Below are 26,035 nucleotides of genomic sequence, written 5' to 3'. Positions count from 1 at the left end.
ATGGCAATGGGGGGGTGAGTCCCCCCCCCCCCCCCCCCCCCCCCCCCCCCCCCCCCCCCCCCCGCTCCCCCCCCCCCCCCCCCCCGGGCCGCGCCGGGGGTGCGGTCGAAGCGGTCGCCGAAGACCCGGGTGAAGTGGGCCTGACTGGCGAAGCCCCAGCGGTGGGCGATCTCGGCGACCGTCAAATGGCGGGAGCCGGCGTCGGCGAGCTGCTCACGCGCCCCGGCCAGCCGCAGTTCGAGGATGCGGCGGGACGGGCTCACCCCGGACGGCTCGAAGATCCGGCTCAGCTGCCGCGCGGATACCCCGACCGCTCCGGCCACCCGCCCGGCGCTGAGCCCGGGGTCGGAGAGGTGCCGGCCGATGTAGTCCTCCGCCACGGCCAGCCGCGTCGCCCGCCCGGCCGTCGCCGCGCCGTCGCCCAGTCGGGGCCCGGCCAGTGAACGGACCAGGTCCAGCACGGTGGCCGCCGTGGCGGCGGGGTCCCCCGTCCCGCCGCGCGCGGCCCAGTCCGTCAGCACGGACCGCAGCGCGGAGACCAGCGCGCCCCCGGCCGCCGACCGCCCGCCGAACAGCAGCGGCGTCGGCACACCCCCGGCGGCGCAGCTCTCCGTGAACACCTCGCGCGGGATGTCCACCAGCAACTGCCGCATGGTGCACGGGAATCCGAAGAGATACGAGCGCCGGGTGTCGTAGAGGACCAGGTCGCCCGCCACCGGGGTGAGGCAGCCGCCGCCGTGGAAGAAGACGCCCTGCCCGGACACCAGCAGGGAGGCGAAGACCGAGTCCTTGGGCAGCGCGCGGCAGGTCTTCGCGGTCCGCTCGATGACGTGCTCGTTGCCGGTGATCTCGGCCAGCCGCAGCCCGCCGAGCCGGAAGTTGGTCTGCCGCGCCAGCAGGCCCTGCTCGGAGTACGGCGAACACGTCAGACCCACCAGGGCCCGCCGGTTGTAGTCCTCCCACAGCTCCACCCGGTCCGCCGGATCGACGGATCGCGTCGAGACGGTCGAGACGGAGGAGACGGCAGGGACCGCGGGCGTGGTCCGGGGGGCGGGGGAGGAGGGGGAGAGGGGAGAAGCGGTGGGTGTGGTGTGCTCGGGCATCGGGGGCCTCCTTACCGTGCGCCTGCCCGCCGCGTGGGGCGCGTACGTGTCCCACGGCTCCCGCGCCCGGCCCGGGGCAGCCGCAGCGTAACGCCCGGCGCGGACCACGGCCAGCGCCCCGGGCCGCCCCCTTCGGCCGGCCCACGCCCGTCACGGCATCAGACGGTCGAGTGCCGCAGTCGCCTCTCAGACGGCCGAGTAGCCGCCGTCGACCGTGAGGACCGCCCCGGTCACGTACGCGGCGGCCGCCGAGCACAGGAACGCGATGGCCGACGCGACCTCGCGCGGCCTCCCCAGCCGCCCGAGCGGGAGACGGGAGAGCACCGCCCGCGCCGCGTCCGGATCGTCCAGGACGCCGCGGGCGAGCGGAGTGGCGACGAAGCCCGGCGCGACGGCGTTGACCCGGATGCCGTCGGCGGCGTACTCGGCCGCCAGGGACCGGGTCAGCTGGGTGACGCCGCCCTTGCTCGCGCTGTAGGCGGGCCGGTCGCGGCTGCCGAAGAGGGCGAACATCGACGAGACGGTCACGATGCTCCCGCCGCCCGGTGCGAGCAACGGACGAGCCGCCTGACAGGCCGTCATGGTCGCGTCCAGGTTCACCGCCAGCACATGGTCCCAGGCCCCGCGGCCGTACTCCTCGCGGTCCCGGCTGACGCCCGCGCAGGCGACCAGGCAGTCGAGGCTGCCGCACTCCGCGACCCGGCGGGCGAGCCCGTCCCGGTCGGTGACGTCCTGCTCCACGACGCGGACGCGTCCGTGGTGCGGCAGCTCCCGCGGGGAGGCGGGCGGCAGGCCGAGCGCCCGTACCTCCGCGCCCAGTTCCGCGAGGAGCACGGCCGTCGCGGCGCCGATGCCCGAGGTGCCGCCGGTGATCAGTACGCTCCGGCCGGCGAAGGAGCCGGGGGCGAACGCGCCGGTCACATCAGGGGCGCCGGTCATGTCGCGGGCTCCGTTCCGTCGGCGGGAGAGAGCAGGGCGGCGGCCGGTCTCACCAGGATCTTGATCTGCGCGCCCGGCCCCTTGGACAGCGGGTGCAGACCGTCGGTCACCACATCGTCGAGCGCCACGGTCGACGTCACCACGGGCGTGAGGTCCACACCGCCCCGCCCCACCAGGCGGATGAGCTCGGGATAGGTGTCGCGGTAGCCGACGCTGGCCACGATGGACTGCTCGTTGTTGACCAGGGCGTAGGCGTCGAGCCGTACCTCGCTGCCCAGCCCGACCAGGACGACCCGGCCGCCGCGCCGGGTCGCGGCCAGACAGGTGTCGAGCGCGTCCCCCGACCCCACCACCTCGAACGCGACGTCGACGCCCTCCCCGCCGGTCAGCTCCCGGATCGCCGCGCCCGCCCCGCTCGCCCGGCCGGCGTCCACCGCGTCGGTCGCACCCAGCCGTACCGCCAACTCCAGCCGGTCCCGGGCGATATCGGTGGCGATGATCCGCGGCACACCGCGTTCGGCGGCGAGCCGTACGGTCAGCAGGCCGATGGGGCCGAGCCCGACGACCGCGAGGGTCGTGGGAGCGCCCCCGGCGCGCCGCAGCGCGTGCAGGGCGACCGACGCGGGCTCGAAGAGCGCCGCCTGCTCCAGCGGGACGTCCGGGGGGAGCCGGTGCACCATATAGGCGGGCAGCGCGGCGAATTCGGCCAGGCCGCCGTCGCCCATCAGACCGGCGAAGCCGAAGTGCCGGCAGATGTTGTACTCCCCGGCCCGGCAGCGCGGGCAGTCGCCGCACCGGTAGTGCGGTTCGACGGCCACGCGGTCGCCCACGGCGAGACCGGACACGGCCGGGCCGAGGGCGGCCACGGTCCCGCAGAACTCGTGGCCGAGGACGAGCGGGGCCCTCGCGCCGGAGGCGGGGTGCGGCGCGGCGACGGGGATCGCGTGCGGCCCGTCGGCGTACTCGTGCAGATCGCTGCCGCAGATGCCGCAGTACGCGACCGCCACCAGCACCTCGCCGGGGCCGGGTTCGGGCACGGCCCGCTCGACGACGCGGACGTCCCCGGGCCCGTACCAGACAGCGGCCCGCATCCGCCGCCCTCCCTGTGCGCCGGGACCCTCGCCCTGGCCCGAGCCCACGGCCGTACGCGCGTCCGCGTCCTTACACGCGTCCGCGTCCGCATCCGTATCCGCGCTCCCGTCTGTACGCGCCTCCGCGCCCGCATCCGGGCCTGTGCCCATGTCCGCACCGCTGCTCGCACCCGCACCCGCACCCGTACTCCGGACGCGGGCCGCCTCCCGCAACGCCCGTCGCCGCAGTACCTCCGGGGCCGTCTCGCGCAGCCCGAAGGAGAGCAGCACCACGACCACCGCGCCGCCCGCGGAGATGAACATGGCGGTCTGCGGCCCCCAGGCGTCCGAGGCGCGCCCGGCGATCACCGGCGCGAGGAATCCGCCCGCCAGCTCCCCGGCCCCCATGACGAGTCCCAGGGCCGTGGCGAGCGACCCGCGGGGCACGGTCTCGGCGGGAATCGTGGCCATGATCAGGGTGAAACAGCCCAGACCGGTGTACGTGAGCACCACGACCGCGCCCAGCGCCAGCGGATCGTCGAGGTAGACCACGGCGAGCGGGCACAGCGCGGCGACCGCGGTGAAGAGGATCATGGTCTTCCTGCGGCCGATGCGGTCGGAGACCGCCGGAGTGACGAAGCCCCACAGCACCCACGCCACGCCGAAGCACGTCATCACGCGGCTCATGGTCCCCGCCGAGAAGCCCTTGACGTCCTGGAGATAGGTGGGTGTGAACGTGATGATGACGATGAACCAGGTCAGATAGCAGCAGGCGGCCAGCACGCACAGCACGATGTTCCGGTGCCCGAGGAGCTCCCGTACGGACAGGTGATCGCCGGCCGGCGCGCGGGGTGCGGCGGCGACGGGCCCGGCCGGTGCGTACGGGCCGGGCGGCCGTTCCCGTACGGACCGCCAGATCCAGGCCGCGACGAGCAGCCCGGGGACGATCGTCAGCAGGAACGCCGTCCGCCAGCCGTACTGCCCCGCGACCCACACCACGGCCAGCGGCGAGAGGATGCCGCCCAGCAGCCCGGCCGACGAGCCCTGGAGCAGCCCCATGTTCAGGCCGCGGCGCTCCGCCCGGGACGCCTCCACCATCAGCGACTGCGCCAGCGGCAGGACCGCGCCCTCCGCCACCCCCATGAGCGCCCGGGCGAGCAGCAGGCCCGTGAACCCCGTCACCAGGCCGCCCGCCGACGAGAAGCAGGAGAAGAGCACGACGGCGCCGATCAGGATCGGTTTGCGGCGGCCGAGCCTGTCCGACAGCCGGCCGCACACCAGCCCCGACAGCGCCCAGGTGAGCGCCAGCACTCCGGACAGCGTGCCCAGTTGGGTGTTGGAGAGGTGGAAGTCGTCGCTGATGAAGGGGGCCAGGAAGGACAGCGCCTGCCGGTCGAAGAAGACGAAGCCGAAGGCCAGGAAGAGAATCAGCAGCAACCTGTTCTCGTAGGCCCGGGCCGCGCCGTCCGGCGGCGGGGACGGCGCCCGGGTCACCGGAACAGCGAATCGACGTAGTCGGCGCCGATGCCCACCTGGTCGTAGTGGGCGCGGCACATGGCGATGTAGTCGTGGACGTCGAAGTACCCGGCGCTCTCGCCGTTCTCGTCCAGCCAGATCAGCGGGCCCTTGACGATGAAGAGCGTCTTCATCGGCTCGCCGCTGTCGTAGGACACCAGGGTGTGGCCCTCGCCCGGCGCCTCGTACACGAAGTCGCCGGCGCGTGCGGTCCAGGGGCGTTCGAGATAGCCCCAGGTGCCGGAGATCGTGTACGCGAACACCTCGTGCGGGTGGTAGTGCCGGTTGACCAGCCCGGCCTCCCGCGCCCGCAGGATGTCGGCCCAGGAGTTGTCCTTCACATTGATCCACAGCGGCCGTGAGCCGACGGTCTCGGTGAACGGCACGTAGTACCGGTCGTCGTCGGTGGCCGCTTGCGCGAGATAGACCTCGGGCAGCGCGTCGGGTTTGAAGGAGTTGCGGATCGGCTTGAGCTCCTTCCAGAACTCGTTGCCGGGCTCCTCGGGCATGGCGGCCTCCGCTTCGTCGTTCGGTGTCCGGCAGTGAACCCCCGGCCGCACGGGCGTGTCTTTCCTCTGGCGGACATCTCCGCTTGCCTGTTCGGGACATGCGCCGCCACGCCGCCACGCCGCCACGATGCCGGGCTGCGGGCTGCGGGCTGCGGGCCGTGTCGCTGTGTCGCCGTGACGCCGTGACGCCGTGACGGCAGGGCGTCGTCCGGACGGGCGGCGGTCCCGGGCGCCGCAGGCCGAGCGACGAGTTCTACGGTCGGGCCCGGCGCCGCCCGCCGACCCGCCGACACCAGAAGATTCCGCCCCGCGGAACACAGTGGAAGGCTTCGCTGAGCGGTTCGGCACCGGCGCCGACCGGTCGTGCCGCGTCGGACCGTCCCCTCGCGACCGCCTCGCCCACCTGGAGACCCCCATGCAGGACGCTCCCGAGGACATCCCGAGTTCCGTACCGGCCGGCCGCCGGCTCCAGCCCTGGCACACCCTCTGGCTCCTGCTCCTCCTGGGCTGGACGGTGAGCGCCGCCGACCGGGCCGTGACCGGCCCCGTCGTCACCTGGATGATCGACAACGGCGTCGGCTTCCTCGCGGACGCGCGCCACCCGCACGCGCTCGGCGGCCTCATCGGCGGCCTGTTCTTCGCCGGCTACATGCTCACCCAGTTTCCCGGCGGCTACCTCGGCGACCGCCACGGCCACCGCACGCTCATCGTCGTCAGCCTGGTATGGGCCGGCGTGGCCACCATCGCCACCGGGTTCGCGGGCGGCCTTGTCGCGTTCATCGTGCTGCGCGTCGTCACCGGCCTCGGCGAGGGCGCGTTCTACTCCAACGACCGCACCCTGATCACCGCCGTCACCCCCGAACGCCAACGCAGCCTGGGCATGGGCGTGGTCATCACCGGACTCGCGCTCGGCATCACCGTCGCCACCGTCTTCACCCCCCACTTCATCGGCATCGGAAAGCACGTGCTGCCCCGCGCCGAGGCATGGCGGATGGCGTTCTGGATCCTCGGCGTCGCGACGCTCGCCGTGGCCCTGCTGCTCACGGTGCGCTTCCGCGCGCACCTGAGACCACGGATCGTGGCCCGCGCCACGCTGCAACTCGCCGGATACTCGGCCGTGTCACTGGTCCTGGTCATGGCCGTCTATCTGCTCGGCGACCGGGCGGGCGTCTCCGGCCTGTGGATCGCCCTGCTCGAAGTCGCCCTGGCCATCGCCTTGGTGCTCTTCGCCCTGGCCCGCAAGGGCGCCGAACTCGGCCCGGTGCTCAAGAACCGCGACCTGAACCTGATCTACCTCGCCAACATCGCGATCCTGTGGAACCTGTGGTTCTTCAGCTTCTGGTCGGTGTCCATCGTCGCCGGAGCCGCCCACTCCTCCTTCATGAGCGCCGCCCTCACCGCCGGCTTCAACGCGGGGGCCGGACTCCTCGGCTTCCCGGCGGGCGGGTGGCTCTCGGACCGCACCCGGCGGCGAGGGTGGAGCCGCAAATCCGTCATGCTCGCCTGCACCGGCGTCCAGGCCCTGCTCACCGTCGCCTTCGCCTGGTACCTGACCGCCGCCGCCCACCCCGCCCTGTGGGCCATGGGCCTGCTGCTGTTCACCGCGAGCCTGTTCTTCAACGCGCTCCAACCCGTCGGCCACGCCTGGACGGCCGAGATCGCCGAGCCGCGCATGCGCGGCTCCGCCTTCGGCATGGAGAACCTCATCGGCGAGATGGGCGCCGTCCTCGCCCCCGCCGTCGGCGGCGCGCTCCGCGACCGCACCGGCGACTGGACCGCCGCCCTGTGGCTTGACGCCGCGATCGTCGGCGCCGGCTTCGTCCTGCTCGCCGCCGTACGGGTCCACCCCCCGGCCCGTACCGCCGAAGCGCCCGCCGCCGCCACCGTGCCCTGAACCCAGAGGCGCCCCCCCCGAACCGCCTCCGGAAGGAATGCACCTTGCGCACCGTACGAGCCGCCGCCTTCGACGTCCTGCGCCGGCACCACCTGACCACCATCTCCGCCAACCCCGGCTCCAACGAGGCCCCGACCGTGCTCGCCGATCCGCGGGGCGCCTCCCCGGCATACCGCGTGGAAGCCTGGGCCCGGTCGCTCCCGTACGGCCTTTCGCCATCCTGGACGAGGCGGCCGCCCTGGCGGCGGACAGCGAGTACGGGCTGTCGCTGGGCGGCCCTCCGCCTGGACGTGTTGCCGGTTCCGCGCGCTCCCGGTACTGGAGCACGTATCGCGCGGTCACCGGGAAGCGGCGCGATCGACGATTGCCAATGGGCGGGCGCCGCGAGAAGCTGACGCGACGGCAAGGTGCCGGATACGGGCGGAGGCGACGGTTTAGATGGCAACCGAGGGCGCAGAACAGCAAGATGCGGAGCAGCGAAACGAACCGTCGCCCGGTCTCTACCGCATCGACCCGGACGCGTCGGCGGTCCACTTCACCACGCGCGCCATGTTCGGGCTGTTCCCGGTGCGGGGCACCTTCGCCATCGATCGGGGACAGATCTCGATCGCCGAGGCCGAGAAGGACTCCGCGGTGGAGGCGGTGATCAGCGCGGCCAGTTTCGCGAGCGGCATCGCGAAGCGTGACGAACACGTACGGTCCGCCGACTACCTCGACGCGGCGGCGCACCCCGAGATCCATTTCCGAGGCCAGGGCGCGCGGCGGAGCGCCGGGGAGCTCACCGTGCACGGGGAGTTGACCGTACGCGGCATCGCCCGGCCGATGGTGCTGACGCTCGGGACCGTGGCCGCCGACGGCCCGCGACTGACCGTCGGGGCGACGGCCGTCGTCGACCGCTACGCCTTCGGTATGACCAACGCCAAGGGCATGACGGGCCGCCGCCTCGACGTCGTCCTCGAAGTCGTCGCCGTGCGCTGACACATGACTCCTCGGTGAGAAACGCCGAGACCGGTGGGTCCGGCGACGGGAGACACGGGATTCGCTCAGGCCGTAGCGCTGTTCACCGAGAACAGGACCCGGAACGGGGCGCGGAGCGCGGCCTGCCGGCCTATTCCCTTCGAGGACTCGGCGGGCAGGGCCAGCGTGGCGCCATGCTCGATGGCGATGGCGACGGCGGCGCAGTCCTCGACCGCGAGGTACGGGTGCAACCCCGGGTCCGTCGTGCACAGCTGCGTCCGCCACAGCGCGCCGGGGACGTCGACCGTGCCGAGTTTTCCGGCCCGGCCGGACTCCCGGACCGCGAACCGCGCGTGGTCGGGGTCGCTGAAACCGGCGGCCCTACAGCCTCCGACGGCCTCGGACGGCGCGAGCCGCACGGCACCGCCGGCCCGCTCGACCGCCTCGGCCGTCGCTTCCACGCCCGCGCAGCGGAAGGACGGCGTCCACGCGGAGCCCGTCCCCGCCGCCCGCCATTCGCGGCGCGGCTTCTTTTCCGCCTTGACGCGCGGGAAGCCGCGGCGTATGAGAAACCACCGCTGACGGACCGTTGTCTCATTTCTCCCGTAAACTGCAAGTCGCGATCGAGACGTTTCCCCTCCACGGATGAAATCTCTCTCTGATTTCCAGAAATGATCAGTAAACGATCAGGCACAATTCTCGGACACCGGACGGAACCGGCAGAACCGGCGGAACCGACACGAGAATGAGGGAGAAGCCGTGAACCGAGAGCGAAGATTCGGCCGCAGAAGGCTCTTACAGGCGGGTCTGGGGGTCGGCGGCGCGGCCCTGGCGGCGAATCTGCTGTCCGAACTCCCGGGTGCGCAGGGCCGGGCCGCCTGGGCCGTGCCCGCCGAGGCGCCGCCCGGAGCGGGCCGCCTGGGCGGCGGCTTCCCGGACTGGAGCAGGTACGCGCGGCTGGCCGACGCCACGTTCGACGACGACGCCGAGGCCGGGGCGCTGAAGCCGGTGATCGCCGCCCTCAAGGCGCAGCACGTCAGCGTGATCGAGGTCGACACCATCCTGTCGAACTGGCTGACGGACGCCGAGTACACCGCGCACCTGAAAACGATCAAAACCTTTGCGGGGCTGGCGCACCAATCCGGAATGCGGGTCGTCATGTATTACCCGTCGCTCGAATTGATCAGCGCGGGCGGTGAGAAGGGCCCCTCGTTCTACAAGAACAGCAACGGAAAGGCGTGGGTGCAGCACTCCCTGGACGGGAAGCCCAATGTCTTCTACGGCAGCCTGGTCGTATGGGTGGACCCGGGCGACGAAAGCTGCTGGATGAGCCCCAACTCCCCGTGGAGCGACTACTACCTGGGCCGGATCAAGCTGCTCGCGGCCACCGGCGTCGACGCGATCTGGCCGGACGTCCCGATCTACTTCGACGGCGCGGCCGACTGGTGCGACGCCTCCACCTGGGCGGCGACCGCCTTCAAGGCGGACACCGGTCTCGACCTGCCGGTCAAGAAGGACTTCAACAACCTGACCTTCCGCCGCTTCGTGGAGTGGCGCCACCGCAACCTCCACCAGTGGCAGGTCGACATCGCCGCCGCCGGCAGGTCCGTCAACCCGGAACTGGTCACCTTCTCCGAGACGGTGAGCATGGACTACCAGTACGCCACCCTGATCGGGCTCGACGGCGCGTACACGCGGCAGTCCCCGGGGCTCAGCCAGTGCTGGGAGGTGGACATCCTCAGCAACTACGACGGGATGCGCCACGCCACCGCGTCGGACTGGACCTGTCTGATCTCGATGTACAAGTACGCGCGGGCCGCCAGCGGCGCGAAGCCGGCCTGGGCGTTCTCCTACGGCTGGAAGGCCGATGACGCCTCCCTGGTGATGGCCGAGGTACTGGCGACCGGCTGCAACGCGTACGAGGTCAAGACGCCCTTCAAGAGCGACAGCGCCGACCTGCCGATGCGCAGCCGCATGTACGGATTCATCGAGGCACACGAGAAGCAGCTGTACGACGCCACGCCGCTGGCGGCCGTCGGCATCTACCACTCCGGCGCCTCCCGGGACTTCGTCAGCCCCTCCCCGGGCAACGGCATGTACGTCAACACCAAGAAGCCCGCCGGGGTCAAGGAGTGGTGGGCCGGCGAGGCGGAGGAGAGCTGCACCCGGCAGCAGTGGCTCGGCGAGTTCCGCGGCACCGTCAAAGCCCTGGTGTTCGAGCACATCCCGTTCACCACCGTGACCAGCCCCGGGCTCACCGCCGCCGACCTCACCGGCTACCGGGCGCTGCTGCTGCCCAACCTCCAGGCGGTCTCGGACGCCGAGGCCGAGGTGCTGCGCGGCTTCGTCTCCGGCGGCGGCACCGTCGTGATCACCGGCCCGGCGCCCACCGCGTACGACTCCTTGGGCACGGCCCGCACCGAACTGGCCCTCGCCGACGTGCTCGGCTTCCGCAAGGCCGACCCGCGGCCCGAGAGCAAGGAGAACCGGTTCGGCTCCGGCGTCTGCTGGTACTTCAAGGCCCTGCTGGGCCTCGGCTATCTGTCGACCACCGACCAGGCCGCCGCCGACCAACTGCTCGCACCGGTCCGCGCGGCGGCCCCGGCACAGGTCAAGTACGCCGGCGACCACCGCGTCCACCTGGAGGCGAGCCGGCTCGGCGACGACACCATCGTGCAACTGGTCAACTTCAGCGGCTTCGGGGACACCCCGGCCGCCTTCCGCGTCACCCCGGCGGCCTGCTCGGTCTCGCTCGTCGTACCAGCGGGCAAGCAGGTGACGGCGGCCACGGTCAGCTCGCCGGACAACCCCTCGCCCGCCCCGCAGCCGGTCCCCTGGACGGTCGCCGGAGACGAGGCCACCGTCGCCCTGACCGTCAAGCAGTACTCACTCGTGACGATCACCACGGCCTGACCGCGCGCTACGCCCCGGGGACGCGGATCCGCCACAGAGACGTCGGCCGCTCCTCGTCCCCGGGATGGGACTCGAAGGCGATCCACCGCCCGTCCGGCGACCAACTGGGCGCACCGTCATAGCTGTTGTTCCGCGTCACCCGGACCGGACGGCCGCCGTCGACCGCCATCACGAAGATCTGCGGCACCTCCAGCCCGCCCGAGGTGGAGGAGAAGACCACCGAACGGCCATCGGGCGACCAGCTGGCGTCGGTGTGCTCCCCGGCGCCCGCCGCGAGCCGCCGCGGCCCGCCGCCGTCCGCGTCGACGACGTACAGCTCCCACGCGTCGCTGTGCTGCTCACGGCGCTGGAAGACGAGCCGGCCGCCCCGCGGCGACCAGTTGGGCTGCCGGTTGTCCGTACCGGTGGCGGGGCCGTCCAGCAGCCGGGTCTGCCCGCTCCCGTCCCGCCGGACCTTCCAGAGGGAACCGAGCGCGGCACGTTCCGGCCGCGCCGCCGCTTCCTCCTGCCCGTCGCCGGTTTCCGGGTCCTCCCGCTGGACGCTCTCCTGGAAGGCGATCCAGTCGCCGCGCGGGGAGAAACTGGGCTCCAGATACCCCGAGTCGCCGTCGTGCCTGGTCACCCTGGTGGGTCGGCCGCCCGGGCGCAGTACCCAGATCTCGTCCCGCTCCGCCCGGTCGGAGGCGAAGGCCACCCCGGCCGACCGGTTCCAGCTGGAGCCGGGCAGGTTCACCGCGGCCTGATCGGCCTCGTCGAGCAGCGTCCGGGGGCCGCCGCGCGCCGCGCGGCCGGACGGCCCGTCAGGGCCCGGCGGGAGCACCCGCAGCGCGGCGGCGCCCTTGTTGTAGCCGTCGTGGAAGAGGGTGAAGAGCGTGGACTTCCCGTCCGGTGAGAACGCGGGGTTCTGCGCGCTGGCCCGCCCGCTCGCGCGGTACGCCAGCTCGGCGCCGTCCCCTCGGGTCACCCGCTTGTCGGCCGGCCCCGTGGGGTCCTTGGATTCGGCCGTGTCCGACCCGCTGGGCTTGGGCGGGCGCGGTGGCTCGCCCTGGGAGCCGCACGCCGTCAGAACGAGGGCGGACAGGAGAGCTGCGACGTACGGACGGCTGCGCATCGCCCCGACAGTACTGGAGTCAACTCCAGTATCCCGCCGGCGAATTGATATTCCGGCCACCCTTTCGCCCCGCCGTCCCCGCTCCGAGCACGTCCTCCACCCGGATGGGCAGCGCCCGATGCCGACGGCCCGTCGCGTGGTGGATCGCGTTGGCGATGGCGGGGGCCACCCCCACCAGCGCCACCTCGCCGCACCCCTTCACCCCGAGGGGGTTGACCAGCGGATCGGGCGTGTCGATGAAGTCGACGTCGATCCGGCCGACGTCGGCGTTGACCGGGACGACGTACTCGGCCAGATCGGCGTTGTGGAACCCGCCGAAGCGGGGATCGGGTTCGCTGCGCTCGCGCAGCGCGGCGCCGATGCCCCAGACGACGCCGCCGCGGAGCTGGCCGGCGGCGGTGACCGGGCTCGCGACCCGCCCGCAGTCCACGACGCTGACCACCCGCGGCACCCGGACCCGCCCGAGGGCCGGCTCGACGCGGACCTCCACGAAGTGGGCGATGAAGCTGAACGCCGAGAAGCCGGGGTACTCCGGCCCGGCCGGAGTCGGCAGCCCCGCCCGCAGCCGGTCGGCGGCCTGCGCGGACTGGCCCGGCGGCAGGGAGGTGGCCTCGACCACGGTCTCCGGCCGCCCCGCCGCGACCAGCGCGGCCGCCGCCGCGACCGTATCGACCGGCCCGGCGTCCGGCGCCCCGAGGCGCACCCGCAGCTCCCGCAGCGCGGCATGGACCGCGGGCAGCGCCGTGGCCGTCCCCCACGACCCGGCGGTCAGATGCTGCGGCACCCCGCCGGTGTCGCCGACGCCGATCCGTACGCCGTCGGCCGCGATACCCAGGTCGAGGGCGACCGTACGGGCGATCGCGGTCCGGATGCCCTGACCCATCTCGTGCCCCGACACCTCGACGGAGATCCCGCCGTCGGCCGCCAGCCGCACCCGCGCGACGGCGGGACCGGCCGAGGCGCGGTACGCCCCGGCGGCGACGCCCCACCCGATGAGGGCGCCGTCGGCGGCGCGCATCGAGCCGGGCCGGGCGGTACGGGCCGACCAGCCGAACCGTTCCGCGCCCCGGCGCAGACACGCGGCGAGATGCCGGGAGGAGAACGGCCGGCCGGTCACGGGGTCGGTGCCGGTGTCGTTCGCCAGACGCAGCGCCACCGGGTCGCGGCCCGTGGCGCAGGCGATCTCGTCCACCGCCGATTCGAGGGCGAACACCGCGGCGTGCTCGAAGGGGGCGCGCATGAAGCCAGGGGTCTGCACATCGGTGCGGGTGAGCCGCTGATGGCCTCGGAAGTCCTCGATCCCGTACATGCGCGCGGTGACCGACGTGAAGTCGGAGGCGAACAGGTCGTGCCGCGACGTCTGCTGCCGTGTCTCGTGGACGGCGGCCGTCAGGCGCCCCGATCGGTCGGCGCCGAGCCGTATCCGGTGGCGGCTCGCCGGCCGGAACGTACTCCCGTGGAACGTCTGCGACCGGGGTACGACGAGCTTGACCGGCCTGCCGAGCCGGCGCGCGGCGACGGCCAGCGGGCCGACATGCGACTGGAGCCAGGTCTTCTGCCCGAAACCGCCGCCGACCTGCGGGGAGATCACCCGGACGCGGGCGGGGTCGATGCCCAGCTGCTGGGCCAGGCCGTGCTGTACCGCCCCCGAGTTCTGCGTGCACTCGTGCACCACCAGGTCGTCGCCGCGCCACTCGGCGACCGTGCCCAGCAGCTCCATCGGGACCTGGTGCTGCGGACTGATGCCGAACTCCGCGTCGAGGCGCACCGGGCTCCGCGCGAACGCGGCGTCGGCGTCGCCCACCGCCGTGTCCGCGAACATCGGCTGGGGGAGGGCCGCCGCCTGCCCGACCGTCTCGGCCCCCGGCGCGTCGAGCGTCACGGCCACCGGCTCCGCCTCGTACCGTGCCTCGATCAGTGCGGCGGCCTCGGTGGCCGCGACCAGCGTGTCGGCCACGACCAGCGCGATCGGCTGGCCGCGGTAGGCGATGCGGTCGTCCAGCAGCGGCTGCAGGGTCTGGAAGCCGTAGCCGCCGCTCAACCGGTAGCCGGCGGGGCGCAGTTCGTGTTCCTCGAAGCGGGTCAGGACCAGCAGTACGCCCTCGACGGCACGGGCCGCGGCGGTCTCGACGCGCGTGACGCGGCCCTTGCCGACGGTGGCGACCGCGAGCATGGCGTGCGTCAGGCCGGGCGGCGTACGGTCCGCGCTGTAGCGGGTCGCGCCGGTCACCTTCTCGTAGGCGTCGACGCGGGGGACCGGGGCGCCGACGCGGGCGTCCGGGGCGCTCACGCGCCGGCCCGTTCCGCGGCCGCCCGCAGCGCCCCGGCGACGACACGCGCCCCGAGGCGGATCTTGAAGGCGTTGTGCCCGCCCGCCCGTGCGCCGTCGAAGGCCGCCTCGCCCGCGCGCTCCGCGCTCTCTTCGGTCAACGGCGCGCCCACAACCGCTCGTTCGGCCGCGTGGGCGCGCCAGGGACGAGTGGCGACGCCGCCCAGCGCGATCCGGCAGTCCACGACCCGGCCCCGGCCGTCGAGGGCGAGCGCCACGGCCGCGGACGCCAGCGCGAAGGCGAACGACTCGCGATCCCGGACCTTGTGGTAGACGGAGGCGCGCCCGGTGGCGGTGGCCGGGACGCGGATCCGGACGATGAGTTCGCCCGCGCCGAGCGTGTGCTCCCGGTGCGGGGCGTCCGCCGGCTCCCGGTGGAGTTCGGCCAGCGCGATCGTACGGGCGCCATCCGGCCCGTACAGGTCGAGGCGGGCGTCGAAGGCGAGCAGCGCCACCGCCCAGTCGCCGGGGTAGGCGGCGGTGCAGGCGTCGCTGGTGCCGAGCACGGCGTGGCCCCGGTCGAGGCCGCCGCGGGCCGCGCAGCCGCTGCCTGGCCGCCGCTTGCCGCAGGCGGACGCCGGGCCGCCGCGGAAGTAGCCGCACCGCGTGCGCTGGAGCAGATTGCCGCCCACCGTCGCCATGTTCCGCAGCTGCTGGGAAGCGGCCTTGGCCAACGACTCGGCCAGCGCCGGATAGTCCTCGCGCAGCACCGCGTCCTCGGCGACGTCGGCCATCCGCGCGCAGGCGCCGAAGACCAGTTCGCCGGGCCCGGCGGTGTCGAACTCGGTCAGTTCCGGCAGCCGCCCGATGTCCACGACGGCGGTCGGCGTCTCCACGCCCAGCTTCATCAGGTCGTACAGGCTCGTCCCGCCGGCCAGCAGCCGCGCGCCGGGCCCGCCGTCGGCCAGGGCGGCCACGGCCTCGGCGACGGTGGCGGGCGCGCGGTAGGAGAAGGGGCGCATCGCCTCAGCCCGCCGTGGTGCGCGCGTAGTCGCGGACCGCGGCCACGATCCCCGGATACGCGCCGCACCGGCACAGATTGCCGCTGAGGTACTCCCGGATCTCCTCGTCGTCCCCGGCGTGGCCCTCGGCCACGCACGCCAGGGCCGACATGATCTGGCCCGGTGTGCAGTAGCCGCACTGCAGCGCGTCATGGTCGATGAACGCCTGCTGGAGCGGGTGCGGGGCGCCGTCCGGCGCGGCCACCCCCTCGATGGTCGTCACCGCCCTGCCCCGGACCTGGACGGCGAGGGTCAGGCATGCCAGGACCCGGCGGCCGTCGACATGGACGGTGCACGCGCCGCACTGGCCGTGGTCGCAGCCCTTCTTCGTCCCCGTCAGCGCCAGCCGCTCGCGCAGCACGTCGAGGAGCGATTCGCGGGTGTCCACCGCCGGGCCGACCGCGGTCCCGTTCACGGTGAAGACCACCTCCGCCGAGTGGCCGGCGGACGAGCCGTACTCCGGCTCCGCTGCCGTGTCAGTCACCAGGACCTCCGGGGCGTGCGGGTGTCGGGGCGCTCACAAGCGCTCCCGCGCTGCCTTGACCAGCGCGGTGACGATGCGCTGGAGCAGGGGGCGAGAGGTGGCGAAGTTGAGCCGTACGAAGCCGTGTCCGGCGGCGCCGAACACGGACCCGTCGCTCAGCGCGACCTTGGCGTGCCGGAGGAAGTACCCGCCGGGGTCGTCCAGGCCGAGCCCGCGGCAGTCCAGCCACGCCAGGTAGGTGGCCTCCGGGGTGCGGTAGCCGACCTCCGGGAGCTCGGTCGCGAGCACCTGGTCCAGGTACCGGCGGTTCCCGTCCAGATAGCGCACCGCGCGCCGCCGCCACGCGTCACCGTCGCGGTAGGCGGCGATGTTGGCGACGATCCCCAGCGTGCTCGACCCGTGCCGCGCGTGGAAGGGCAGCTCCCGCCAGCGCACCACGTCCGGCGGGTTCGTCAGGATCACCTGGGAGCACTTGAGGCCGGCGACGTTCCACGCCTTCGACGCGGACGTCACCGTGATGGTGTGCGCCGCGGCCTCGGGGGAGGTGGAGGCGTACGGGATGTGCCGGTGCCCGGGGTAGACCAGGCCCGCGTGCACCTCGTCGACGATCACCCGGGCCCCGTGCGCGGTGACGAGATCGCGCAGGGCGGTCAGTTCGGCCAGGGTGAACACCCGGCCGGCCGGGTTGTGGGGGTTGCACAGGACGACGGTCCGCGCGCCCGCGGCCAGCGCCGCGCCGATGCCGTCGATGTCCAGGGTCGGGCGTCCGCCGTCGGGTGTCAGCGCCACCTCGACGAGCGGGCGGCCCAGCGCCTCGACGATCTCGAAGAACGGCGGATAGGCGGGCGTCGGGACGACGACGGGCGACCCGGGCGGGCTGTAGGCGTCGATGCCCAGGCCGACGCCCGTCAGGATGTCGGGCACCAGGAAGATCTGCTCGGCCGGCACCGACCAGCCGAAGCTCTCCCGGAGCCAGTCGGAGCAGGCCGTCGGCAGGCCCGTGCGGATGTCGCGCATCGGGTAGCCGGTCTCGCCGTGGTCGACCGCCCGGTGCAGCGCCTCCCGTATCTCCGGCGCCGGCGGGAAGTCCATCTCGGCCACCCACGCGCCCATGACCGAGGGGCCGTTGCGCCCCCACTTGAGGGAGTGTCGCGCCATCACGTCGTCTATGCCGATGTCGTGGAACTCGGATGCCATGCCGCGACCGCCCGCCGTCCGGTGGAAGCTGCCCCATAGGAGATGCAGGGAGATGCTGGGGGAATTCAGTGGGAATTCAGGGGGGAATTCAGTGGGAGAACAGCCTCAGTCCCGTACGGACCAGCACGATGCCGTGCTCCCGGCAGGCCGCCTCGACCTCGTCGCTCCGCCTCGAACCGCCCCCCTCGACCACGCAGCGCACACCGTGCCCGGCGGCGACGTCGACGTTGTCGCGGAACGGGAAATAGGCGTCCGAGGCGAGCGTGCAGGGCGATTCGCGGGACAGCCACGCCTCGCGCTCACCGGCGTCGAGCGCCTCGACCATCCGCAGCACGGTGTTCACCCGCTCCTGGAGCGGGGTGCCGCTCGGGAACGCGGCGCCGGTCATCCGCGGATGCCGCCGCAGCCGCCAGCGGTCGGCCTTCTCGCCGGCCAGCCGCACGCAGTCCACCCGTGACTGCTGCCCGGTGCCGATGCCGACCGTTCTCCCGCCGGAGACGTACGCCACCGAGTTGGACTGGGCGTACCGCGCCGCGATCAGCCCCAGCACGGCGTCCCGGCGCAGCTCCTCGGTGAAGCCGTCCGCCTCGCCGAGGCACGCGCCGTCGATCGTCACGGGGTCCCGGTCCTGGACGAGGCGCACCCCGAAGACGTCCCGGACCTCCTCCTGCGGCGGTACGTGGCCGGGGTCCATCTCCAGTACCAGGAACGCGCCGTGCTTCTTGCGGGAGAGCGTCGCGAGGACGCCCGGCTCGTACGCGGGGGCGATGATGCCGTCGGAGACGACCCGGGCCAGGAGGCGCGCGGTGGCCATGTCGACGGGGTGCGACACGGCCACCATGTCGCCGTAGGACGAACGCGGATCGCAGTCCCGGGCCCGCGCGTAGGCGGACGCCACGTCCGAGAGCGGTGCGTCCAGCGTGAACGTGGCCCGGGTGGTCGGGTCGATCTCGCCGGCGAGGGCGGCGCCGGCCGGGGAGACGTGCTTCATGGAGGCCGCCGCGGGCGCCCCGAGCGCCGAACTCGCCGCCCGCACCAACTGCCAGCCCTGGAGCGCGTCGAGCAGATTGACGACGGAAGGCGTGCCATTCAATACGGAGAACGGGAGGGGGCCGCCGTCCGGCATTGTCACCATGGCCCGGGCCTGCTGGGGGTTCAATCCGTATTTGAGCGGTAAGCCGGTCTGACTACTCGGCATTCGAATGACCTCTCCTGTGTCAACAGCAGTTGGTCGGCAGACGGCCGGCGCGCGCCGGACGGGCCGCGAGGCGGCCGGGGAGATTGCCCTCCGCCAAGGTAGCGGCAAGCCGGTGGCGGCCGTCAACCCGGTAACAAGGCCGCCGCGGCACAGGCGCGGCGCCCCGAGGTGTCCCCTTGCTGTCGGCGTACCGCTCCCATACGCTCCAACGAGCTGTCCGCGAACGGGAAATGAGCCGGTTCGCCGAAGGAGGAGCCTCGCCGCCTTGGACGTAGAGAAGAAATCGGATACTCCGCAAGGAGTATTACCGGTGGGCCCGGCCCCGACAAGTTTTTCGTGGAGCTATTGGTCGCGGTTCGCGCTCGTCTACTGCTGTGGGATTCTCACGGCCATGAGCCTCGGCAAGATGGCGCCCATCGCCGTGGAACTACGGGGCGCGCTGGGGCTTTCCCTCGATCAGATGTCGCTGGTCACCTCCGCCACGACGGCCGTCGCCGCGCTGTTCGGCATCCCCATGAGCTATCTCCTGGTGCGCTTCCCGCTCCGCTGGGCGCTCGTGACCGGCTGCCTGGTGATGGCGGTGGCGGGCTTCCTCGGCTCGCGCACCGGCGACTTCGGCTCGATGATCGCGACGAGGCTGGTGGAGAGCCTCGGCTACGTGGCCGTCGTCGTCGCCGCGCCCGCGGTGATCATCGCGATGGGCGGGGGAGTGCGGCGCATCACCGCGCTCGCCGTCTGGGGCACCTTCTTCCCCGTCGGCCTGGCGCTGGGGCTCTTCGCCGGTGGCCTGCTCTCGGCGTGGTTCAGCTGGCGCACCTGGCTGGCCATCGCCGCGGCCGCGCTCCTGGTGATGGGCGTCGTGACCGCGGTCGTCCTGCGCAGGCCGGCCCGCGGCGACGCGGACGGCGGCACGGACGCGGACGAGGGCGAGAGCGCCGAGGAGCGGTCCGCACAAAAGGGGGGCCGGCAGATCCGCAGGCTCACCCGGCCGCTGCTGCTCGCCCTGGGCTTCGCCACCGCCAGCGGCTCGATCGTCGCCGTCGTCTCCCTGCTCCCCACCTACCTGCACGAGGAACTGTCGGTCTCCACGGCCGAGGCCGGGACTCTGACCGGCGGCGTCTCGCTGGTCGGCACGGTCGGCGGCTTCCTCAGCGGCTGGATGCTGCGCCGCGGCGTACCGGTGCGCCGGGTCTTCACCACCTCGCTGCTGATGCCGGTCGGCACCGCCATCGCGTTCCTCAGCTCGTCGGGCGTCGCCCTGAGCGCCGTCGGAGCGGTGATCGTCGCCATCGCCAACGAGCTGGTGGTCGCCGCCGTGTTCGCCACGATTCCGGCGGTCGTCTCGACGCCCGCCGACATCGGCATCACCAACGGCCTCGTCGCGCAGGTCGGCAGCGTGGGTTCGCTGGCGGGCCCGCCGATGGCCAGTTTCGCTGTGCTCGCCGCGGATGGCTGGTGGGCCGTGGTGCCCACGGTGCTGCTGGTGTGCGTGGCGGGGACCGTACTGCTGCGCGTTTCCGTACGGCGGCTGCCTGCCTGATCACGGTGGCGGCAAGGAGAGCGCTGTTCAGCGCCCCGGCACGGCATATTGATCAATTCCCGATCGTGCCGCCGATGGTTATGAGCCAAACCGATAAGATCGCCATTGTCACCGGGCCGTGCGTGAGTATGCTGAACGCGGTTGACCACGGGGTTGGATGATCATTCGGCGTTTCCCGGCAACGCTGCCCGGAGGTGGGGACACGTGTTCCAGAGCCAGAATTCCGATCTCTTGGACGAACTGCGCGCCGAAGTACGGACCTGGCTCAAGGAGAACTGGCAGGTCACCCTGTTGCTCGGGGAATGGTGGCAGCTGCTCGCCGACGCGGGGCTCGCATTTCCCACGTGGCCGACCGGTATGGGCGGCCGGAAAACGCAGCGCAAAGAAGCCAAGATCATAACCGAGGAAATCGGCCGGGCCGGTGCGCTCGGCCCGCCCGGCGGCGTCGGCCAAATGATCGGCGGCCCCATCCTCATCGAATTCGGAACCGACGAGCAGCGCCGGCGCTGGGTGCCCGCGCTGGCCGCCGGAACGGAATCCTGGTGCCAGCTGTTCAGCGAGCCCGGCGCCGGCTCCGACCTCGCCGGCCTCCAGCTCCGCGCCGACCGGGACGGCGACCGATGGGTGCTGAACGGTCAGAAGCTGTGGTCGCGGGAGGCCGAGGCCGCCGAGCGCGGCCTGCTCCTCGCCAGGACGGACTCCTCCGTCCCCAAGCGCAAGGGCATCAGCTACTTCGTCGTGGACCTCGACCAGGACGGCGTCGAGGTACGGCCCATCCGGCAGATGAACGGCCGCGCCACCTTCAACGAGGTCTTCCTCACGGACGTGACCGTCCCCGCGGAGAACCTCATCGGCGCCCTCGGCCAGGGCTGGCCGGTGGCCCAGGCGAGCCTCATGTACGAGCGCGTGGAGGTCGGCGGCGGCGGAGTGCTCCGGCCCGCCCGCATCGCCTCGCCCGGCAGGCGCAACGGAATGCTCGACCGCAGGATCGCCGACCTGCTCGAAGACAGCCGCCGCGCCGAGCGGGAGCGGCCCGTCGTCCCCGGAGTCCGTACGCCCGGCGCGATGACCCGCCTGGCCCAAGAGGTGGGCAAGGACCAGGACCCGCTCGTACGCCAGCGGATCGCGGCCATGCACGCGCTATCGGAGGCGAACCGCATGCGCATGCAGCAGGCCCGCGCCATGCGCCGCAAGGGACGCAATCCCGGGCCGGAGGCGTCTTTGGGAAAGGTCGTCAGCTCCGCACTCGGCCGCGAGGCACGCGACGTGAGCCTTTCGCTCCTGGGCGCCGAGGGAATGGTGACGGACGGCGAAACCACCGCCGGCGGCGCCTTCCAGCAGATGGCGCTCTCCGTCCAGTCGCTGTCCATCGCCGGCGGCACCGATGAGATCCAGCGCAATCTGATCGGCGAACGCCTCCTCGGACTGCCCCGCGAGCCGGAAACCGACCGGGACGCCCCATTCCATCAACTGCGCGTGGGCACCCAGAAAAAGGAGCCGGACGACACCGGCGCCTGACCCACACCAGCATCCGCACCACCGCGCGACGAAGACGGCCTCAATGCTGTGGCCGGTACGGACGTAATGGCATCGGCGGCACCGGGGGCAGCGTGAACCACACGAGTTCGACCCGAACCTCAGGTACGGCGGCGGAGCCCGCCGGGGAACGCCCGTGAGCATCGCACGCGGCATCGACGGAGAAGGCGGCGAACTGGCGGTCGCCGCCCTGCGGAACGCGGGTGTGGACACCGTCTTCACACTGTCCGGCGGCCACATCTTCTCCCTGCTGCACGCCGCGGCCGAGGCCGGCCTGCGCATCATCGACGTCCGCCACGAACAGACGGCCGTCTTCGCCGCGGAGGCGTACGCCAAACTCACCCGCCGCCCCGGCGTCGCCCTGCTCACCGCCGGCCCGGGCATCACGAACGGCATCAGCGCCATGGCCGGCGCCTGGTTCAACGGCTCCCCGCTCGTAGTGCTCGGCGGCCGGGCCTCGCAACGCCGCTGGGGCTCCGGCTCCCTCCAGGAGCTGGACCACGTTCCCATGGTCGCGCCGGTGACGAAGACGGCCCGTACGGTCACGGCGACCGACCGCATCGCCGACGAGGTGCGCGACGCGCTCGCGCTGGCGGCGAGCCCCCACCGCGGGCCGGTGTTCCTGGACTTCCCCATCGACGTGCTCCACCGCCGGGCCGCCGCGACCCTCACCGAGGCGCGGCCCCACTCGGTCGCCCCGCCCGACCAGGAGGAGATCGACAAAGCCGCCGCCCTGCTCGCCGGCGCCGAGCGGCCCGCCCTCGTCGCGGGCGGCGACGTCTGGTGGGGCGGGGCCTGGACGGCGCTGCGCCACTGCGCCGAGGAACTGCGGGTGCCGACGTTCATGAACGGTCAGGGGCGCGGCTGCCTCCCCGCCGACCACGAACTGGCCTTCTCCAGAACCCGGCGCGCCCTCACGGAGGCCGACGTCGTCGCCGTCGTCGGCACGGCCCTCGACTTCCGCCTCTCCTTCGGGCGGTTCAAGGACGCACAGGTCGTGCACATCGTCGACGAACCGGCGCAGCGGGCGACCCATGTGGCGACGGCGGCGGCGCCGGCCGGCGACCTCGCAGCGATCCTCGACGGCATGGCCGCGTGGCGGGGCGAACGCCGCGACCACGAGGAGTGGATCGGCCGGCTGCGGGGACGCGAGCGGGCCCTGCGCGTCGCCGAGGAAGCGGAACTGCGCGCGGACAGCGCCCCCATCCACCCGGCGCGGGTCATCGGGGAGGTGCGCGCACAGCTCGACCAGGACGCCGTCGTGGTCGGCGACGGCGGCGACTTCGTGTCGTACGCCGGCAAGTTCCTGGACTCCCACCGCCCCGGCCACTGGCTCGACCCCGGCCCGTACGGATGCCTGGGCAACGGAGTCGGATACGCCGCCGCGGCCAGGCTCCGCCACCCCGGCCGACAGGTCGCGCTGCTCCTCGGCGACGGCGCGTTCGGCTTCTCCGCGAGCGACGTCGACACCCTCGTACGCCATGACCTTCCCGTCGCCATGATCGTCGGGAACAATGGGATCTGGGGGCTGGAGAAGCACCCCATGCGCGATCTCTACGGCCAGGACGTCGCCGCCGATCTGCGGCCCGGGTGCCGGTACGACCAACTGGTCCAGGCGCTCGGCGGCGCCGGCGAAGTGGTCGAACGCCCGGCGGACATCGCCCCGGCGCTGCGCCGCGCGTTCGCGGCGGGCGTGCCCTACCTCGTGAATGTGCTGACGGACCCCAAGGTTTCCTACAAGCGCTCGTCGAAACTCGGATGATTGCCATGAACTCAACGACTGGTCATGCCGCGCCCACGCGGGAGCGGCTTCAATTCGGCGTGCTGCAGTTCTTCTCCTGGCCGGGCAGAAAGCACTCCCTGCCCACCGTCTACGAACGGGCCCTGAACCGCATCGACATCATGGAGCGGTCCGGGGCGTACGAGGCCGTATGGCTGGCCGAGCACCATTTCACGACCTACTCCGTCTCGCCCTCGGTGAGCATCATGGGGACCCTCGTGGCCGCCCGGACCGAGCGGCTGCGGATCGGCACGGCCGTCTCGCTGGCCTCGATGTACCACCCTCTGCGCCTCGCCGAGGAGATCGCGCTGCTCGACGTGGTGTCCGGCGGCCGGGTCAACTGGGGCGCGGGGCGCGGCAACGACCCCGGCGAGTTCAAGGTGTTCGACCTGGACCTCGACAGCAGCTACGCGAAGTTCCGCGAGAACGTGGACATCGTGCTGCGGGCCTGGCAGGACGACCGCCTCACCTACCGCGGCGACTTCCATACCTTCGAGGACATCGAAGTCCTGCCCAAACCCCTGCAGCAGCCGCACCCCCCGGTCTGGCTGGCGTCCTCGTCGCCCGACGCGATCGCCTGGTCCGCGGCGGCCGGCTACTCCATCCTCATGGACCCGCACTCCACCCACGCGGACATCGGCGTGAAGTACGCGGCCTACCGCGCGGGGCTGGCGGCGGCCGGGCACCCCGTGGCGGGGCGGGTCATCCCCATGGCACGGCTGATCGCCGTGGCGCCGACGGACGAAGAAGCGCGCGAGATCGCCCTGCGGGGCGCGCAGTGGACCGTGGGATCGATGAGCGACCCCTCCCGGCGCAAGTACTCGAAGCGCTTGCGTCCGGGGACGCCGCCCCCGGACGAAGGAGCGCGCCGGAGCGCGGTGGAACGCTATGTGGACGACGTCATCATTCACGGCAGCCCGATCCGGGTCGCCGAACAGATTCAGGCCCTTCAGGAACGGATAGGGCTGCACTACCTGCTCTGCGCTCCGCTCAGTCACAGCTCATTCCTGCTGTTGACGAACGAGGTGATCCCGAAGCTCGTGTGAGGCATAATTTTCGCACCAGGCCGAACAGGAAAAGCGAACGCCGAACGTCTCGGTGCGACGCGGCAGATGGCCTTTCACCCGAGTTCCGTGTGATCACCCGTTGGGGGCTGAGCTTGATCGTCAACCAGTGTCTGCTCGTCGATGGGGACGACACGCTATGGGAGAACAACATCTATTTCGAGCGTGCCATCGAGGAGTTCATCGACCTCGTGTTTCACGACCGGACGACGCGCGGCGAACTGCGCGGCATGCTCGACGAGATCGAGACCGCGAACTGCAAGGTGCACGGATACGGCGCCAAGAGCTTCGTACGGAGCCTGCACGAGTGCTATGAGCGAGTCCACGCACAGGTGGCGTCCGTCGACCACGCGCAGGCCATCGCCGAGCTCGGCGACCGGATCCTGGACCAGGTGCCCGTACTGATCCCGGGGGTGCGCGAGACGCTCTCGCACCTCCAGCGCCGCCACCGGCTGATCCTGCTGACCAAGGGGGAGTTCGAGGAGCAGACCACCAAGGTCGAACGGTCCGGGCTGGCACCGCTCTTCGAGGACGTCGTGGTGGTGCCGGAGAAGACCGTCGACACCTACACCACGGTGGTGGAGCGGGCCAAGGCCGACGCCGCCCGCACCTGGATGATCGGCAACTCCCCGAAGTCGGACATCGTGCCGGCCCTCGCGGCCGGACTCCGCGCCGTGTACGTGCCCCACCCCGACACCTGGGTGCTGGAGCGGCAGCCCGTGCCGGAAGCCCCCGACCACCTGCTCCAGGTCGACCGCTTCTCCGACCTGGCGGAGCACTTCTGATGGACCGCCCGCGCCTGGTCGCCGTCGGGGACGCGCTCGCCGACATCGTCGTCGCGGTGCGGCCGGGCGTCTGCGAGGCGTTGGGCGTCACCCCCGGCACGGCGGTGTTCCGCGACCGCGCGGGCCTGGAGGCCGCGGTGGCGCGGCTCGCCGGCGGACAGGCGGCCGCCACGGCGGGGGGCAGCGCGGCGAACACCTGCGTCGCCTTCGCGGCGAGCGGCGGGCACGCTTCGCTGCTGACGGCCTCGATGACGGACGGCCTCGCGCGGGCGATCCGCGACGACCTCGCCGCCCGCGGCGTCACCGTGCCGCTGGCGCCCGGGGCGGACGGCGCGACCGGCCGATGTCTGGTGCTGCTCCTGCCGGACGGCGAGCGGGCCTTTCTGATCTGGCAGGGCGAACCATGGCGGCTGCGGGCCCTGCACGACGGTGTGGCAGCCCACCTCGCCCGGTCGGAGCCGTGCGACGCGGTCCTCTTCGAGGGGTATCTGCTGGCCACCGACGAGGGGCTGGAGGTGGGGCGGTCCGCCATGGCCCGCGCCTCCGCCCTCGGCGCGGCACGGATTCTGGCCCTCTCGGACCGACGGCTGATCCTGGACCACCGGCAGCGCTTCGACGCCGTACTGGCGGCCGGGGTGGATGTCGTCCTCGGCAACGAGGCCGAGGTCACGGCGGTCTCCGGCAGGGCGACGGCGGACGACGCGGCGGCCGAACTGGCCCGGCAGGGCGTGCTGGCCGTCGTCACCCTCGGGAGCCGCGGCGCGCTCGTCCACGGACCCGCCGGCCGCCATGTGGTGACCTGCGAGGAGATTTCCCCGGCCCCGAGCGCGCTCGGGGCCGGGGACGCCTTCGCCGGGGGGTTCCTGTTCGGCCTGCTCTCCGGCGCGGAACACCCCGTCTGCCTCGCACTGGGCACCGGCAGCGCGCAGACGGTGCTGAGGGTCAGACAAGCGCGCGCACCCGTCCGCGACCCCACCGGATCCCGGGCCCTGATGACGCGGACCGGTGAAATACCGTGACCCCTGTATCTGCTGTCCCGCCACCGCACCCGTGCGCCTCAAGACATTACTGACGGCGGAATTCTGTTGAGCAGAAAGCCCCTTGCCCCGA

The 26,035-nt window shown here is 72.6% G+C and carries 20 protein-coding genes; 9 read left to right on the top strand and 11 right to left on the bottom strand.

Translation table 11 applies throughout. The annotated features are described in order from the left end of the window. The 4 genes from AC07AB_RS29525 to AC07AB_RS29510 form a co-directional block, all read right to left on the bottom strand. The coding region (locus AC07AB_RS29525) for a helix-turn-helix domain-containing protein (protein ID WP_478573042.1) at window positions 1-1,103 on the bottom strand (1,103 nt) is incomplete at its 3' end. A 186-nt stretch (window positions 1,104-1,289) separates the two neighbouring features. Then, window positions 1,290-2,042, bottom strand: coding sequence for an SDR family NAD(P)-dependent oxidoreductase (locus AC07AB_RS29520; protein WP_478573040.1), 753 nt, complete (start codon window positions 2,040-2,042; stop codon window positions 1,290-1,292). Further along, window positions 2,039-4,606, bottom strand: coding sequence for an MFS transporter (locus tag AC07AB_RS29515; protein ID WP_478573037.1), 2,568 nt, complete (start codon window positions 4,604-4,606; stop codon window positions 2,039-2,041). The genes AC07AB_RS29520 and AC07AB_RS29515 overlap by 4 nt, the downstream gene beginning before the upstream one ends. Beyond that, entirely contained in the window at window positions 4,603-5,136 is a 534-nt protein-coding gene (locus tag AC07AB_RS29510; RefSeq protein ID WP_478573034.1) for a 2,4'-dihydroxyacetophenone dioxygenase family protein, read from the bottom strand. Before AC07AB_RS29510 ends, AC07AB_RS29515 begins: the two co-directional genes overlap by 4 nt. Before the next feature lie 319 nt (window positions 5,137-5,455). On the opposite strand from AC07AB_RS29510, the gene AC07AB_RS29505 reads away from it, so the two are divergent. Beyond that, the gene (locus AC07AB_RS29505; RefSeq protein WP_478573031.1) at window positions 5,456-7,030 is read left to right on the top strand and encodes an MFS transporter; all 1,575 of its coding nucleotides are present in this window, start codon (window positions 5,456-5,458) and stop codon (window positions 7,028-7,030) included. 438 nt (window positions 7,031-7,468) lie between these two features. Further along, window positions 7,469-8,008 (top strand): YceI family protein, encoded by a 540-nt coding sequence (locus AC07AB_RS29500; RefSeq protein WP_478573029.1) that lies wholly within the window; start codon window positions 7,469-7,471, stop codon window positions 8,006-8,008. A 65-nt stretch (window positions 8,009-8,073) separates the two neighbouring features. On the opposite strand, the gene AC07AB_RS29495 is transcribed toward AC07AB_RS29500, so the two are convergent. Beyond that, a complete protein-coding gene (locus AC07AB_RS29495) occupies window positions 8,074-8,448 on the bottom strand; it encodes a VOC family protein (RefSeq protein ID WP_478573026.1) in 375 nt (124 codons plus the stop codon). 298 nt (window positions 8,449-8,746) lie between these two features. Here AC07AB_RS29495 and AC07AB_RS29490 point away from each other — a divergent pair, with 298 nt between their 5' ends. Next, on the top strand, window positions 8,747-10,900 hold the full coding sequence (locus AC07AB_RS29490) for an alpha-amylase family protein (protein WP_478573023.1): 2,154 nt from the start codon (window positions 8,747-8,749) through the stop codon (window positions 10,898-10,900). A 7-nt stretch (window positions 10,901-10,907) separates the two neighbouring features. Here the strand turns inward: AC07AB_RS29490 and AC07AB_RS29485 are convergent, their stop codons facing one another. The 6 genes from AC07AB_RS29485 to AC07AB_RS29460 form a co-directional block, all read right to left on the bottom strand. Next, entirely contained in the window at window positions 10,908-12,011 is a 1,104-nt protein-coding gene (locus AC07AB_RS29485) for a TolB family protein (RefSeq protein ID WP_478573021.1), read from the bottom strand. A 19-nt stretch (window positions 12,012-12,030) separates the two neighbouring features. Next, window positions 12,031-14,301, bottom strand: a complete 2,271-nt coding sequence (locus AC07AB_RS29480; protein WP_478573019.1) for a xanthine dehydrogenase family protein molybdopterin-binding subunit — start codon at window positions 14,299-14,301, stop codon at window positions 12,031-12,033. Continuing rightward, entirely contained in the window at window positions 14,298-15,302 is a 1,005-nt protein-coding gene (locus tag AC07AB_RS29475; protein ID WP_478573016.1) for an FAD binding domain-containing protein, read from the bottom strand. Before AC07AB_RS29475 ends, AC07AB_RS29480 begins: the two co-directional genes overlap by 4 nt. A gap of 4 nt (window positions 15,303-15,306) precedes the next feature. Then, window positions 15,307-15,825, bottom strand: a complete 519-nt coding sequence (locus AC07AB_RS29470) for a (2Fe-2S)-binding protein (protein WP_478573013.1) — start codon at window positions 15,823-15,825, stop codon at window positions 15,307-15,309. A 33-nt stretch (window positions 15,826-15,858) separates the two neighbouring features. Next, window positions 15,859-17,022 (bottom strand): MalY/PatB family protein, encoded by a 1,164-nt coding sequence (locus AC07AB_RS29465; protein WP_478573010.1) that lies wholly within the window; start codon window positions 17,020-17,022, stop codon window positions 15,859-15,861. A gap of 88 nt (window positions 17,023-17,110) precedes the next feature. Continuing rightward, window positions 17,111-18,220, bottom strand: coding sequence for a hypothetical protein (locus AC07AB_RS29460; protein WP_478573007.1), 1,110 nt, complete (start codon window positions 18,218-18,220; stop codon window positions 17,111-17,113). A gap of 4 nt (window positions 18,221-18,224) precedes the next feature. On the opposite strand from AC07AB_RS29460, the gene AC07AB_RS29455 reads away from it, so the two are divergent. The 6 genes from AC07AB_RS29455 to AC07AB_RS29430 all read left to right on the top strand — a co-directional run bounded on the left by AC07AB_RS29455 (window position 18,225) and on the right by AC07AB_RS29430 (window position 25,944). Continuing rightward, entirely contained in the window at window positions 18,225-19,760 is a 1,536-nt protein-coding gene (locus AC07AB_RS29455; RefSeq protein ID WP_478573004.1) for an MFS transporter, read from the top strand. Window positions 19,761-19,964: 204 nt separating this feature from the next. Then, window positions 19,965-21,278: an acyl-CoA dehydrogenase family protein gene (locus AC07AB_RS29450; protein WP_478573001.1), complete on the top strand. Its 1,314-nt coding sequence runs from the start codon at window positions 19,965-19,967 to the stop codon at window positions 21,276-21,278. A 154-nt stretch (window positions 21,279-21,432) separates the two neighbouring features. Then, complete coding sequence (locus AC07AB_RS29445; RefSeq protein WP_478572999.1) at window positions 21,433-23,058, top strand: acetolactate synthase; 1,626 nt, start codon at window positions 21,433-21,435, stop codon at window positions 23,056-23,058. Window positions 23,059-23,063: 5 nt separating this feature from the next. After that, entirely contained in the window at window positions 23,064-24,122 is a 1,059-nt protein-coding gene (locus tag AC07AB_RS29440) for an LLM class flavin-dependent oxidoreductase (protein ID WP_478572996.1), read from the top strand. Window positions 24,123-24,235: 113 nt separating this feature from the next. Beyond that, the gene (locus AC07AB_RS29435; protein WP_478572993.1) at window positions 24,236-24,925 is read left to right on the top strand and encodes an HAD family hydrolase; all 690 of its coding nucleotides are present in this window, start codon (window positions 24,236-24,238) and stop codon (window positions 24,923-24,925) included. Further along, window positions 24,925-25,944, top strand: coding sequence for a carbohydrate kinase family protein (locus tag AC07AB_RS29430; protein ID WP_478572990.1), 1,020 nt, complete (start codon window positions 24,925-24,927; stop codon window positions 25,942-25,944). Before AC07AB_RS29435 ends, AC07AB_RS29430 begins: the two co-directional genes overlap by 1 nt. Window positions 25,945-26,035: the final 91 nt, after the last annotated feature.

It is taken from the genome of Streptomyces sp. NPDC044033, from assembly GCF_056434425.1.
The sequence above is the reverse complement of the archived record's forward strand: the minus strand, read 5'-3'. Positions and strand labels throughout refer to the sequence as shown.